Annotated in this window: 1 protein-coding gene; it reads right to left on the bottom strand. The window is 62.9% G+C overall.

The window, feature by feature from the left end; all coding sequences use genetic code 11:
- A complete protein-coding gene (locus HB680_RS08075) occupies positions 1-15,147 on the bottom strand; it encodes a non-ribosomal peptide synthetase (RefSeq protein WP_213937984.1) in 15,147 nt (5,048 codons plus the stop codon).
- Positions 15,148-15,406 lie beyond the last annotated feature (259 nt).

Raw genomic sequence — 15,406 nt, 5'->3', positions numbered from 1 at the left:
TTAAGCATCCTTGGAGACGATCGCGAGCAAGTCGCTTTCTGATAACGAAGCCAGTTCCCGCTCGAGATCGAGCAGCACTTCTGACTCGTACAGCGCCAGTTGCAGGGTCGTGATGAGGTCGGCCAATTCACGCAACGATGCGTGTTCGAACAACGCCTTGAGCGTGACGTCGACGCCGAAGTGTTCCCGGGCCCGCAGGGTCAGTTGCACCGCGATCAGGGAATGGCCGCCCAGCTCGAAGAACTGGTCGTTGCGGCCGATGCGCTCGATGCCGAGCAGGTCGCTCCACAGCGCCGCGAGTTTCTGTTCGGTTTCGCCTTTCGGTGCTTCGTAGTGCAGCGCTTCGGCGGCTTCCAGCCACGGCGCGGGCAGGTTGCGGCGGTCGAGCTTGCCGTTGGCGGTCAGCGGCAGCACGTCGAGGACGATAAAGGCGTCCGGGACCAGAGGTTCCGGCAGGCGAGTGAGAAGATCGACGCGCAGCTGATCGGTGGCGGCCGGTTCGCCGCACAGGTAAGCGACCAGACGTTGACTGCCCGATGCATCCTTGATGGCCATGACCACCGCTTCGCTGACGCCTTTGCAGGCGAGCAGGGCGGCTTCTATTTCATCGGCCTCGATCCGCACACCGCCGATGGTGAACTGGTCGTCCAGGCTGCCGACGATTTCAAGGGTACCGTCCGCCAGCCAGCGACCGAGGTCACCGGACTGGTACAGGCGCGCTTGCGGATCAGTGCTGAACGGGTGGCTGACAAAGCGTTTTGTGCCCAGGTTTTGCGCACCGCCGACATGGATTTCACCGGTGACACCGATCGGCGCCAACTGCCCGGACGGGTCCAGCACATACAGCCGTGGATCGCTGATGGATAAGCTGTGTTGTGCCAGCCACTGGTCATCAGGTTTTTTCTGACTGAATTCGACCAACAAGCGGTCGCGTTCCTGGGCTGGCAACAGATCCAGTTGCGTAAGCAACACGTCCGGCGTGTGCGCCAGTGCCTGGGTCAGTTGCTCCAAGGCCCGTTGCATCATGTCGCAGATGCGCTGCGGGTTGACGCTCGGCGAGCACTGCACGGTCAGGCCCAGGTCGTGCTGGTAATCGTTGACCGATACCGTCAGCGGATAGTTGTCGCGCTCGGCCTCGGAGAGGATGCGGGCACCGGGCCATTGGGTTGGCGCGGCGTCATCCTCGAGTTGATGGCGATAGTTGAACAAGCTGCTGAACAGCGGCAGCGAGGCAGGCACTGCGCTGCAACGCTGGGCGAGGGCGAGCGAGGCCTGTTCGTGGGAGAGCAGTTCGCTGAGGTCGCGGTGCGTCTCGGCGACGAGTGCATTGGCGCCATGCCCGGCCAGGTTCACCCGCACCGGCAAGGTGTTGATGAACACGCCCAGCGCCCGTTCGGCACCGGCCGAGCCTTGCAAACGGCCCGACACCACGGTGCCGAACACCACATCATCGCGCCCGGAACAACGGCCGATCAGCTGCGCCCAAGCCACATGGAACAGCACGGCCGGGGTAATGCCGCGCTCGCGAGCCTGGGCCCGGATCAGACGGGTCAACCCATCGTCGAAGCGCATGCTGACCTCTTCGACATCACTGCCGTCACCCTGCACATCGAGCAGACCGAACGGCGCAGTAGGTTGGTCGATATCGGCCAGCCGACGCTGGAAATATTCTTCATCGGCCTCGATGGGCGTCGCCAGAATCTGCGCGACGAAATCCCGATAAGGCAGGGGCGCGGTCAAGCTGTCGCCCTGGCCCTGGAGGACGGTCTGGATTTCTTCCAGGACAATCTCAAGCGTGACGTGGTCGCTGACCATATGGTGGTTGAGCAAGGCCAGCAGCCAGCGTTGCGTATGCGGATCGCGGCCAATGTAAGCGCGCAGCAGCGGCGCCTGGCTCAGATCGAGGCGCAACTGACGCGGGTCGCTGATTGCTTCCAGTTGCGCGAGGGCATCGCTTTTCGGGCCGAGGGTGACGGTGTGCACCGTCAGCGGCGCGGTGCGCTGCACAATCTGCACCGGTTCCGGCAGGCCGTTCCATTGCACCGATGTGCGCAGGATGTCGTGGCGATCAATCACCTGTTGCAGCGCCGCGACGAAGTGGTCGAGGCCATCGCGTTCTTCAAATTCGATCATCGAACGGATCAAATACGCGTCGCCGGCATGGCCGAGCAGGTGATGGAACAGAATGCCCTGTTGCAACGGCGCAAGCGGGTAGATGTCCTGGATATTGGCGATGCCACCGGGCACATTGGCCACAATGGTGTCGATCTGCGCTTGATCGAGTTCGATCAGCGGCAGCATCTGTGGGGTCAGTTGCGTAGCGCCAGGCAGGATAAGGTTTGGCGGCGCGTGGAAGATCTCCCGGGCATCACGGTCAATCGCCCGGGCCATTTCACGCAGGCTCGGTGAGGCGAAAACCATCCGCACATCGGCGCCGAGGCCGTGCTCACGCAGGCGATCGATCAGGGCCACGGCCATCAGCGAGTGACCGCCGAGTTCGAAGAAGCGGTCGTGGCGACCGACGCGATCCAGACCCAACAGGTCCTGCCAGATAGTCGCAATGACGGTTTCGACTTCCCCCTGCGGCGCCTCGTAGGCACGGCTGGCGAACGCTTCGGCGCCCGGTGCCGGCAGGGCGCGACGATCCAGTTTGCCGTTGGGCGTCAATGGCAACACGTCGAGGTAAACAAAGGCGCTGGGCACCATGTACTCGGGCAGATGCGCGAGCAATTCACCGCGCAGTTGCTCGGCGGTTGCAGGTTCGCCACACAGGTAGGCGACCAAACGTGTGCTGTCCAATTGGCCGGGACTGACCTCGCGGGCAATCACGGCGACGTCGCGCACACCTTCGCAGCCAGCGAGCACTGCCTCGATTTCGCTCAGTTCCACACGGAAGCCACGGATCTTCACTTGATGATCGTCGCGACCCAGGTATTCGAGGGTGCCGTCCGCCAGCCAGCGGCCGATGTCACCGGTCTTGTACAGGCGTGCATCCGGGGTGGCGGCAAACGGGTCGGTGATGAAACGCTCGGCGCTCAGCTGCGGTTGGTTCAGATAACCACGAGCCACGCCGGTGCCGCCGATATGGATCTCGCCGCGCACACCGATTGGCACCAGATGCCCGAGGGTATCCAGCACGTGCAGTTGCATGTTGCGGATGGGTTTGCCGATGGGAATCGCCTGCTCCCGATAGGCGTCGAGATCAGCGTCAACCGTGTGCCAGGCAACCACGTCGCTGCACTCGGTCGGGCCGTAGCTGTTGATCACGGTGGGCCGAGGTGCTTGCAGTTTTTCCAGCATGGCCAGCGGGATCGGCTCGCCGCCCAGCACCACGCGTTTCAGGCTGGTGAGGGCATGGTTTTTGTCGGCGTCGACCAGGGCGTGGAAGGCACTTGGCGACATGTTGATGTGAGTAATGCCCGACTGCGCGATCTGCTGGACGATGGCGCTCGGGTCGAACGGTTCCTCGGCCAGGTGCAAGACACCGCCGACCATCAGCGGCGCCAGGATGTTTTTCTGGGTCAGGTCGAAGTTATAGGAGGACGCGAGCAGCACCGCATCATTGGCGGTGAACGCCAGATCCTTGAGGTACCAGTCGAGCAGGTTGCGCAGGCCTCGGTGTTCGACCATCACGCCTTTGGGCAGGCCGGTGGAGCCCGAGGTGTAGATCACGTAGGCGAGATTGGCCACGGTCAAACCGGCGATCTGCGGGTTGCGGGTGATTTCGTCGCTGCCGATCTCGATGGTGGCGAGGTCAACCGGAACCGCCAACTCAAGCCCTTGCTGGCGCACCAGCACACGGGGTGCGCTGTCTGCGAGCATATGCGCCAGACGTTCCGCCGGGTACTGCGGGTCAAGCGGCACGTAGGCGGCGCCGGCCTTCAGGATACCCAGCAGGCCGATCACCATGTCGGCGCTGCGCCAGGCGCACAGGCCCACGGTGTCGTCGGGTTTGACCCCGAGCTTGATCAAGCGATGGGCGACGCCGTTTGCCCGTGCGTTGAGCTGGGCGTAACTCAGGGGTTCGCCGGCACTGACCAGGGCAATCGCTTCCGGTGTGCGGTCGGCCTGGGTTTCGAAGATTTTCTGCGGCAGGCGATCCGGGTCTTCGTCGAGGGGCTCGGCGCTCGGGTTGAAGTCTTTCAACACCTGCACATATTGCTCGGCATCCAACAGGGGCAAGGCGCCGACTGCTTGAGTGGTGTCTCTGAGCATCGCCTCAAGCAGACACAGGAAGTGCCGGCCCCAGCGCTCGATGGTGCCGGCGTCGAACAGGTCGGTGGCGTATTCGAACTGCCCGGCGATGATCTCGCCGTCGTCGTTGAGCGACAGGCTCAGGTCCGTTTGCGTGGTGCTCAGGGGCAGGACGAGCGGGCTCAGTTGCAGCCTTGGTAGTTCAAGGGTGCGGTCATGCGGCGTATTCCCAAACACCAGCATCGCCTGGAACAACGGGCTGTGGCCCAGGCTGCGTTCCGGTTGCAGGGCTTCGACGACTTGCTCGAACGGCAATTCCTGATGGCTGTAGGCATCGAGGGTGATGGACTTTATCCGCGTCAGCAATTGCCCGACGCTTGGCTGATCGCGCAGGTCAACCCGCAGCGCCAGGGTGTTGACGAAGAAACCGATCAGGGCTTCGGTCTCGGCGCGGGGACGGTTGGCGACTGGCGTGCCGACCACCACGTCCGATTGGTTGCTCAAGCGTGCAAGCAACACCGACCAGGCGCCGAGCAAGGTCATGAACGGCGTCAGGCCCTGATGCTGGCTGAAACGGCGCACTGCGCTGCTCAATTGCGGCGACAGGCGCAGCGGTACGCTGGAGCCGATGTAACTTTGCACTTGCGGGCGTGGTCGGTCAGCCGGCAGTTCGAGCAGCGCGGGCGCACCGTCCAGCACCTGGGTCCAGTAGCGGGTTTGCGTTTGCAACACGTCACCTTGCAGCCATTCACGCTGCCACACCGCATAGTCGGCATATTGCAGCGCCAAATCGGGCAACGGGTCGTCCTGATCCTGGCTGAACGCGGTGTACAGCGCGTTGAACTCTTCGATCAGCAGCGCGACGGACCAGCCATCGGTGACGATATGGTGCTGAGTCACCAGCAACACATGCTCGTTGTCGTCCAGACGCAGCAGACGGCCACGGATCAGCGGGCCACGGCTCAGATCAAACGGCGCGTGGGCTTCGATTTGCGCGAGTTCCTTGACCGCGTGTTCCCGAGCCTCTGGCGGCAGGCGCTGCAAATCGTGCTCGGTCAGGCTCAAACCGACGTCGGCCGGCGCGAAGTATTGACGGACCTCATCGTCCCGGCGTTCGAAGGTCGTGCGCAGGCTTTCATGCCGCGCAACGATGCGATCGAGGGTGCGGCGCAGGGCGGTTTGATCGAGGTGGCCGCTCAGGCGTAGCGCAGCGGGCAGGTGATACGCCGCACTGGCGGCATGATCGAGTTGATCGAGGAACCACAACCGTTGTTGCGCCAGCGACAAGGGCGGCGCCTGTTTGCGTGAAACCAGCGGGATCGGTTGCACCCGCGACAGGTTGGCCTGGCTGACGCACTCGGCCATGGCGCTGAGCGAACCCTGGGCAAACAGCGTACGCAAGGCGATCTCGACCCCGAGCACTTGATGCAGGCGGGCCTGCAATTGCACGGTCAGCAGTGAATGGCCACCGAGTTCGAGGAAGCCGTCGTGACGCCCGACCTGCTCCAGGTGCAGCAAGTCTTGCCAGATGCTGGCAATGGCGATTTCGGTTTCACCCTGAGGCGCTTCATAGGCACGGCTGGCCACAGAGTCTTGACCCGGCGCGGGCAGGGCTTTGCGGTCGAGTTTGCCGTTCGGCGTGAGGGGCAGGGCGTCCAGTTGCACGTAGGCGCTGGGCACCATGTAGTCGGGCAGGCTTTTCAACAGTTCGGCGCGCAGCAGTTCTGCGGGGACCGGGTTGCCGCACAAGTAGGCGACCAGGCGTTGGCTGCTGGCAACTTCGGGGGTGTCGTCGCGGGCAATGACCACCGCTTCACGCACACCGGGGCAGGCCATCAGGGCGTTTTCGATTTCGCCCAGTTCGATGCGCAAACCGCGGATCTTCACCTGGAAATCATTGCGGCCCAGGAACTCCAGAGTGCCGTCGGCCAGCCAGCGGCCGAGGTCGCCGGTGCGATACATTCGCGCGTTCGGCACTGCGCTGAATGGATCGGTGAGGAAGCGTTCGGCGCTGAGGTCGGGACGGTTCAGGTAGCCACGGGCCACGCCGGTACCGCCAATGTACATCTCGCCCGAGACCCCGATCGGCACGGGTTGGCCTTGCGGGTCGAGCACATAAAACTGCGTGTTGGCGATCGGTCGGCCGATGCTGACCTGATTGCCGAGGGTGTCCTGGGCGCTGACCTGGATCGCCGATGACCAGATGGTGGTTTCGGTCGGCCCGTACACGTTGAATAAGCGCTTGACCTGCCCCGCCAAACGCCGTGCAAGGTCCGCGGGCAACGCTTCGCCGCCACACAGGGCGGTCAGCGAGGCATCACCCGACCAGCCCGAATCAAGCAGCATGCGCCAGCTCGCCGGCGTGGCCTGGGCGAGGCTGACTTCGTTACGGGCGATCACCTCGGCCAGCAGTCGACCGTCGTGGGCCTGATCGCGAGTGGCTAACACCAGCCGCGCGCCGCACATCAGCGGCAGGAACAGTTCCAGGCCGGCAATATCGAAACCCAGGGTCGTCAGGGCCAGCACGCGATCATTGGCACTCGCGCCGACCTTTTCCGCCATCGTGCGCAACAGATTGACCACATTGCGGTGTTCGACCATCACGCCCTTCGGCTTGCCGGTCGAGCCTGAAGTAAACATCACGTAGGCCAGGTGTTCCGGGGTCAGCCCCGTTATTACCGGGTCCAGATCGAAGGCCGGGTCGTTGCCGGCGTCCAGCGATTCGATTTCATCGAGCCACAACAGCGGCGTTTCGCCGACCTGCAATTGCGCCGCCAGCCCCTGCTGGGTGAGCACCACCAATGGCGTGCTTTCGCTGAGCATGAACGCCGTGCGTTCGACCGGCAGGGCCAGGTCGAGGGGCAGGTAGGCGCCGCCAGCCTTGAGCACGCCGAGCAAGCCGATCAGCATTTCCGGGCTGCGTTCGGCACACAGCGCGACGCGCTGGTCCGGTTGCAGACCGAGAGCGATCAGGCGTCGGGCGAGGTGATTGGCGCGTCGGTTGAGCTGGGCGTAAGTGAGTTGCTGATCTTCGTAGACCAGCGCAATCGCCTCGGGCCGCACGCGTACCTGAGCTTCGAACAGCGCCTGCAGCGGTTGCGACAAATCGAAGTCGGTGGCGGTGGCATTGAAGCCGCCGAGCAGTTGCTGACGCTCGGCTTCGGGCAGTACGTCGAGGGTGTCGGCCAGTTGCTCGGGGCTGTGTTCAAGGGCTTCGACCAGCGCGGTGACGGCATGGGTCATGTAAGCGGCGATGCGCTGTGGATCGATGCCTGTGGTGGCTTGGGCGCTGAGGGAGAAATTCTCGCCTTCATCCGCCACGGCGATTTCGATCGGGTAACCGGTGCGCTCTTCGTTGCTGAGAAAGCGTATGCCGTCCCAGGCCAGTACTTGATCTTCATTGGCCAGCGAAGCATCGCCGGTTTGATGGCGATAGTTGAGCAGGGTAGTAAACAGCGGCAGTCCGGCGGACAACCCGCTGCAACGCTGGGCGAGTGCGAGCGAAGCCTGTTCATGAGCGAGCAGGGCGCTCAGGTCGCGATAGGTGTCGGCGACCAGTGCAGGTGTGGTCTGTTCATCCAGACGCACACGCACCGGCAGGGTATTGATAAACACGCCGAGTGCCCGTTCTGCCCCCGCCGAACCTTGCAAACGGCCCGAAACCACGGTGCCGAATACCACGTCGTTACGCCCGGTGCAGCGGGCAAGCACCAACGCCCAGGCAATGTGAAACAGCACGGCCGGGGTCACGCCACGTTTGCGCGCGGCAACGCGGATATTGCGCGCCAGTGTCGTGTCGAGGCGTACGTTGACCATTGAAACGTCGCTGCCGTCGCCCTGGATATCCAGCAAATCGAACGGCGCGGTGGGTTCGTCGATATCGGCCAGGCGTCGGCGGAAATAGGCCTCATGGGCTTGTGGCGGACTCGCGAGGGTTTGCGCCACGAAGTCACGGTAAGGCAGCGGTGTCGGCAGGCTGGCGCTGTCGCCGTTCAGGATCGCCTGGACTTCTTCAAGGAGAATCCCCAGCGTGACGTGGTCGCTGACCATGTGGTGGTCGAGCAGTGACAGCAGCCAGCGAGATGACTGCGGATCTTTGGCGATGTGGGCGCATAGCAACGGCGCTTTGGTCAGATCCAGACGCAAGTGACGCGGGTCGCTGATGTTTTCGAGCTGGGTCAGCGCGTCTTCCTGATCATTGAGGGTGACGCTGTGCACCGGCAGCACCGCGTGGCGCTGGACGATTTGCACGGCGTGCGGCAGGCCGGTCCATTGCACGGCGGTGCGCAGGATGTCGTGACGGTCGATGACCTGTTGCAGCGCCGCGACGAATGCGTCGAGACGGCTGCGATCATCAAACTCGATCAGCGAGCGCACCAGATAGGCGTCGCCCTCATGGCCGAGCAAGTGATGAAACAGGATGCCTTGCTGCAACGGCACCAGCGGGTAGATGTCCTGGATATTCGCGGCGCCGCCGGGGGTGTTGGCGACGATGCGGTCGATGTGCGCCTGTTCGAGTTCGACCAGTGGCAGCAGGTCCGGGGTCAGTGCGCTGCAATCAGCCGGGATGCGATTGGCCGGGGCCTGGAACAGGTCGCGGGTGTTTCGGTCAATGGCCTGGGCCATGTCGTGCAGGGTTGGCGAAGTGAACACGGTGCGCACGTCGGCGGCTAGGTTTTGCTGGCGCAGGCGTTCGATCAGGCTCACGGCCAACAGCGAGTGACCGCCGAGTTCGAAGAAGTGATCGTGACGACCGACCTCCTCGACCTTGAGCAGACTTTGCCAGATCTGGGCGAGGGCGATTTCGGTCGAGCCTTTCGCGGCTTCATGGGTGCGGTTGGCGAAGGCTGCAGCGTCGGGCGCTGGCAGGGCGCGGCGGTCGAGCTTGCGGTTCGGGGTCAACGGCAGTGCTTCGAGGCTGACGAAAGCGCTCGGCAGCATGTACTCGGCCAGCAGCGGTGCGAGTTGCGTGCGCAGGTTGGCGGCGGTCAGCGTGACGCCGGTGTGTGGCACGACGTAGGCCACCAGACGCTTATCGCCCGGCGCGTCTTCGCGAACGATGACGGCGGCTTCCTTCACGCCGGTGCACTCGCCTAATCGCGCTTCAATTTCACCCAGTTCGATACGGAAGCCCCGGACCTTGACCTGGAAATCGTTGCGGCCCTGGTATTCGAGACCGCCGTCGGGGCGGTAGCGCGCCAGGTCGCCGGTTTTGTAGAGACGGGCGCTGGCGAGGTTGCTGAAGGGGTCAGGCAGGAAGCGTTCGGCGGTGATTTTGTCCAGGTTCAGGTAACCGCGCGCCACGCCGTCGCCGCCGATGTAGATTTCTCCGGTGACGCCAAACGGTACTGGTTGAAGGTGCGCGTCGAGCAGGTAAATGCGGGTGTTGGCCATCGGCGTGCCGATGCTGGCGTTGCTGTTCAGCGCTTCGAAGGTCACGTAGCTCGCGGTGCAGGATACGGTGGCTTCGGTCGGGCCGTAGGTGTTGACCAGTTGGGTGTGCGCCGGACGAATCTGTTCCCACATCTGCAGTTTTTGTGTGGAGAGCGCATCGCCGGTGACGTTGATCAGGCGCACATCGCGCAACTGTTCCTGGGCCAGTGTCGGGTTGTAGTGCCACTCGGCGGCGAGGGTGTGCCAGTGGGCAGCAGTCAGGTGCAGGAAGGTTGGGCGGACATCCTCTTGAGAGGTACCGAAGATATTGCGGCTTGGCGCGAGGGTCGCACCAGCGATCAGTGCCGGGAAGATTTCTTCCACCGACAAATCGAAGTTCAGGGTGTTTTGTTGCAGGACGGTGTCGGCGCTGGTCAGGCCAAACAAACGAATCGCGTCAATCGTGTAGTTGACCAGCCCACGGTGTTCGATCATCACGCCTTTTGGCGTGCCGGTGGAGCCCGAGGTGTAGATCACGTAGGCCAGGTGGCGCACGCCCAATGACAAGATCACCGGGTTGTCGTCATAACCGTCGGCGATGCGTTCGGCTTTATCGAGCAGGACCAGCGGAATGTCTAGGCTCGGCAAGCGATCCTGCAACGCCCGTTGGGTCAGCAATACCGCCGGGGTGCTGTCGCTGAGCATGTAGGCCAAACGTTCTGCGGGGTAAGCCGGATCCAACGGCACATAACCAGCACCGGACTTGAGAATCGCCAACAAACCGACCAGCATTTCCGCGCCGCGTTCGACGCAAATCGCCACCCGATCATCCGGACGAATCCCCAGCCCGATCAGGTGATGCGCCATCTGGTTAGCCTGGCGATTGAGTTCGGCGTAGCTCAGTTGCTCGCCGTCAAACACCACCGCAATGGCATCCGGTTGCGCTTCGGCCTGGGCTTCAAACAACTGGTGAATGGTTTTGTCGCGTGGATACGGAGCGCGGGTGGCATTGAGGTCAACCAGTAAACGCTGGCGTTCGCCGGCATCGAGCAACTCGATCTGATCGACCAGCGCCTGATCGTCCGCCACCATGCCACGCAATACGCGTTCGAAATAACCCAGATAACGCTGCACCGTGCGCTCATCGAACAACGCCGTGGCGTACTCCAGCGTGCCGAGCAGTTGCCCGCCGACCTCACCGAGTTCCAACGACAGGTCGAACTTGGCCACACGGTTGGTCATGCCCAGGGTTTCGAGTTTCAGCTCACCGAGCACCAGATCGGCGCCGTTTGCGGTCTGCCACGACAACATGGCCTGGAACAGCGGGCTGTGGGCCAGGCTGCGCACCGGGTTCAGCGCTTCCACCACTTGTTCGAACGGCAGGTCCTGATGGGCCTGGGCGCCGAGGGTTTGGGCCTTGACCCGCGCCAACAGGTTTTCAACATTCGGCGCACCGGACACATCGACCCGCACCGCCAAGGTGTTGACGAAGAAACCGATCAAGCCTTCGACTTCGGCGCGCAGGCGGTTGGCGACGGGCGAACCGATCACCACTTCGTCCTGCCCCGAGAGACGGCTTAACAACGCCGCCCAACCCGCCATCAACGTCATGTACAGCGTGGTGCCGTGGCGTTGGCTGAGGTTTTTCAGGTCTGCGGTCAGGCTGGCGTCGAACGCCACCGACAGTGCAGCCCCCGCGTAGTCCTGTTGTACCGGGCGTGGTCGGTCAGTCGGCAGCATCAGCAAGGCCGGTGCGTCTGTTAAAGCCTGCTGCCAGTAATTATTCTGGGTTTGCAGCACCTCGCCACTCAACCAGCGGCGTTGCCACACGGCGTAATCGGCGTATTGCACGGTCAGTGCAGGCAGCGGATCGTCCAGACCGTGGCGGAACGCTTCATACAGCGCCGCCAGTTCGTTGGTCAGCACGCCTATCGACCAACCATCCGAGACGATGTGGTGCATGGTCACCAACAACACATGGTCCTGGGTATTCAGGCGAATCAGTCGGCCACGAATCAGCGGGCCGTGTTCTAGATCAAACAGCTCGGCTTCTTCCTCAGCCGCCAACACCTGCAATTGCGCTTCGGCATCGGCCTGACCGCGCAAATCGTATTGGCGCAAGGCAAACCCACACTCCGCCGGGGCGATGCGCTGGAAAGCGTCCTCGCCCTGGGCCTGAACGAAGGTCGTGCGCAGCGCTTCGTGACGGAAGACGATGCGGTCCAGCGCCCGTTGCAGGGCATCAGTATCCAAAGTCCCGCGCAGACGCAGACCGGCCGGCATGTGATACGCCGCGCTGCCACCCTCCATCTGCGCCAGAAACCACAGGCGCTGCTGGGCGAAGGAGAGCGGCAAGTCTTCCTCGCGGGAAACCGTAACGATCTCCGGCAACGTGCTGCGGCTGGCTTCGGCCACAGCCTGCGCCAATGCGGCCAGCTCAGGCTGGGCAAACAAGTCAGCCAGACCCAGTTCCACGCCCAGTTGCAAACGCACTTGAGAAATCAACTGAATCGCCAGCAGCGAATGGCCGCCGAGTTCGAAGAACTGATCCTGACGCCCAACCTGCGGCAAGCCGAGCAGGTCTTGCCAAATCTGCGCCAGCGCAATTTCAACTTCACCCACCGGGGCGGCATAGGTGCGGGTGATCAGCGACGCCAGATCCGGTGCCGGCAACGCCTTGCGATCAAGTTTGCCGTTGGACGTCAGCGGCAACCCGTCGAGGCGCACATAAGCCGCCGGCACCATGTACTCCGGCAACTGCGCTTGCAGGTGCGAACGCAGGGTTTCAGTCTCCAGCGCCTCATCGGTGGTCGTGTAGTACGCCACCAGACGTTTCTCGCCCGACGCATCTTCCCGCGCCAGGACCACGGCTTCCTTCACGTCGGGATGGTTGGCCAGCTTGGCTTCGATCTCACCCAACTCAATGCGGAAACCGCGAATCTTCACCTGGAAGTCATTGCGGCCCATGTACTCAATCGAACCATCAGCCAACCAGCGACCCAGGTCACCGGTCTTGTACAGACGTGCTTCAGGATTTGTGGAAAACGGATCGGCCACAAAGCGCTCGGCGCTCAACTCGGGCAGGTTCAGGTAACCCCGGGCCACGCCGACGCCACCGATATTGATTTCCCCGGCAACGCCCAGCGGCGTTGGCTGGCCAAAGCTGTCGAGGATGTGGATCTGGATGTTGGCGATCGGACGGCCAATCGGCACGCTGTCGCCGCGATCGGTCGGCCGGCAGTGCCATGCGGTGACGTCGATGGCCGCTTCGGTCGGTCCGTAAAGGTTATGCAGTTCGACCTCAGGCAGTTGCTGTTCGAAGCGCTTTTGCAAACTGCGGGGCAGGGCCTCGCCGCTGCACAGCACCCGACGCAGACCCGGGAAGCCCTGGCTGTCGCGGTCTTCCAGGAACAGCTCAAGCATCGACGGCACGAAGTGGAGCAGGGTGATGCTGGCGCTGCGAATCACTTTCGCGAGGTAATCCGGCTCCTGATGGCCGCCCGGACGCGCCATCACCAATTGGGCACCGGCCAGCAACGGCAGGAAGAACTCCCAGACGGACACGTCGAAGCCGAACGGGGTCTTTTGCAGGACGCGGTCGGTTTCATCGACGCGGTATTCATCCCGCGCCCAGAGCAAGCGGTTGACCACCCCGCGATGTTCGTTCATCACGCCTTTCGGCATCCCGGTCGAGCCCGAGGTGTAGAGCACGTAGGCCAGGTGCGTAGCGTTGAGGCCCAACACTTGCGGGTTGGTATCGGCGAAGTCATTGGACTCGCGATCCAGCGCCAACACCGGCACGCTCAGTGCCGGCAGGCTTTCCGACAATGCTGCGCTGCTCAACACGGCCACGGGCGCGGCGTCGTTGAGCATGTATTCGCGGCGGGCGATTGGCAGGTCCGGGTCGATGGGCACGTAGGCGCCGCCAGCCTTGAGGATCGCCAACAGCGCAATCACCATCTCCGGGCTGCGGCGCAGGCACACGGCAACCCGCGCATCCGGGCCGACGCCGAGTTCGATCAACTGGTGGGCGAGTTGGTTGGCCCGGCGATTGAGTTCGGCATAGCTCAGCACCTGACCGCTGTCATCGCTGAGGGCAATGGCCTCTGGGCGGCGCGCGGCTTGCTGCTCGAACAGTTCATGGATCAGCACGTCTTGCGGATAGTCGCGCTCGGTGGCGTTGAACTCGCCGAGCAGCTTTTGTCGTTCCGCCACCGGCATGATCGGGAAGTTCCCGACCGGCAGCGTGTGTTGTTCGATCACCGTTCCCAGCATCGACAGAATGCGCTGTTGCAACTGCTGCACTTCGTCGAGGGTGAAGAACGCGGTATTGAAGTTGAAGTCCAGGTACACGTCTTCGTTCGGGTGATAGTCACGCACGAAAATCGCCAGCGGCGTGCGCTCGTAACCGTTGTCCAGGGTGAACACTTCTGCACGCAGGCCGCCGAAATCAGTGTCACCGTCGAGGCTTTCGAAGGACAGCGAAACATCGAACAGTTGGCGACGCCCTTGCTGGGCCAGCTTCAGCGAGCGGTTCAGCTCGGCAATCGGGAAACGCTGGTGGCGGTAGCATTTACGCAATTGCGTGGCCACGACCTGCATCAGGTCCAGCAGCGAGGCTTGCGTATCCACTTCCAGCAGGATCGGGCTCAGGGACGAAAACATCCCGACCGTGGCTTTCTGCCGGGCGGTGGTACGGTTGTGCACCGGCATACCGATCACGATTTCGTCGACGCCTTCAGTGCGGCATAAGTAAGTCGCGAGCACCGCCATCAACACGTGGGCGAGGGACATGCCGTGGCCGTTGGCGAACTGCGCCAGGGCGTTGAACAGTGCGCGGGGAATCATCGCTTGCGCTTGCGCACTCGGGGCGATGCCACTGCCGGCCACGGCCACCCGTTGCTGCAACAGGGCCGGTGGCAACTGGGCGAACTTCTCGTGCCAGAACGCCCGGTCGCGTTCGAAGCGGGTCGATTCGATGTAGCTGCGGTCTTCGGCCAGGAAGGAAATGTAGGAATGGCCTTCGGGCGGGTTGTCGTCACCGGCGAGCAAGCCGTTGTAAGCATCACTGACTGCGTGACCGATCAACGACATACTCGCGCCATCGGCCACCATGTGGTGATAGCGGTTGAGCCAGTAGAAGTGTTCGGGTCCGCAGCGCACCAGGCGTCCTTCCCACAGCTTGCCGGTCAATTTTCCGAAGGGCTTGCGGAAGGCTTCACGCACGTAGGCCATGGCCAACCCGGCGGCGGTGTCTTCCTCGGAGAAGTCGACGACGTTGAGTTTCACTTCAATGCTCGGCAACACGGTCTGGCGCGCGACGCCTCCTTCGTGGCTGAAGCTCAGGCGCAGGGCGTCGTGGCGATTGGCGATCAGCTCGATGGCTTTTTCCAGCAGACCGACATCAATCCGGCCCTTGATCTCCAGCACCATGCCGATGTTGTAGTAGGGCAGCTCCGGGTGGGCCATCTGATCGAGCCAGATGCCTTGCTGCACGGAGGCCAGTGCGTGGGCCTGATTCTGGGTGAGGAGGTCGTTCTGGAGGTCGTGTTCAAGCGCCATATCGGTAGACGAAGCCATATCGGAAACACCTGTTTCTAAGTCAATTAAGGCTCGTCTCCGTTCGATGGGCAGAAATACCTGAGGGGCTGGACTGAGCATCGACGTGACGAAACGTAGGTCGTGGAGAGGGCGGTTTTCGCAGCGCGGACGGCTCGTTCGAGCGCCTTGACGGTCTCTCCACAGGGTCGGAAAAAATTAGAACATCCACGGCCGACTGTCTGTCATGGGAAGCAGGGACAAGCGCGCCGACGCGCCCGCGCGGCGCTTTGGATCTGGG

Origin of the sequence: Pseudomonas sp. dw_612 (assembly GCF_018449725.1) — a bacterium.
In the GTDB taxonomy this organism is placed as follows: domain Bacteria; phylum Pseudomonadota; class Gammaproteobacteria; order Pseudomonadales; family Pseudomonadaceae; genus Aquipseudomonas.
This window is presented reverse-complemented; position numbering and strand designations above follow the sequence as displayed.

What these genes read in the sequence shown, in the direction of transcription:
- HB680_RS08075 (WP_213937984.1), bottom strand. Translation starts at nt 15,147, where the DNA reads ATGGCTTCGTCTACCGATATGGCGCTTGAACACGACCTCCAGAACGAC.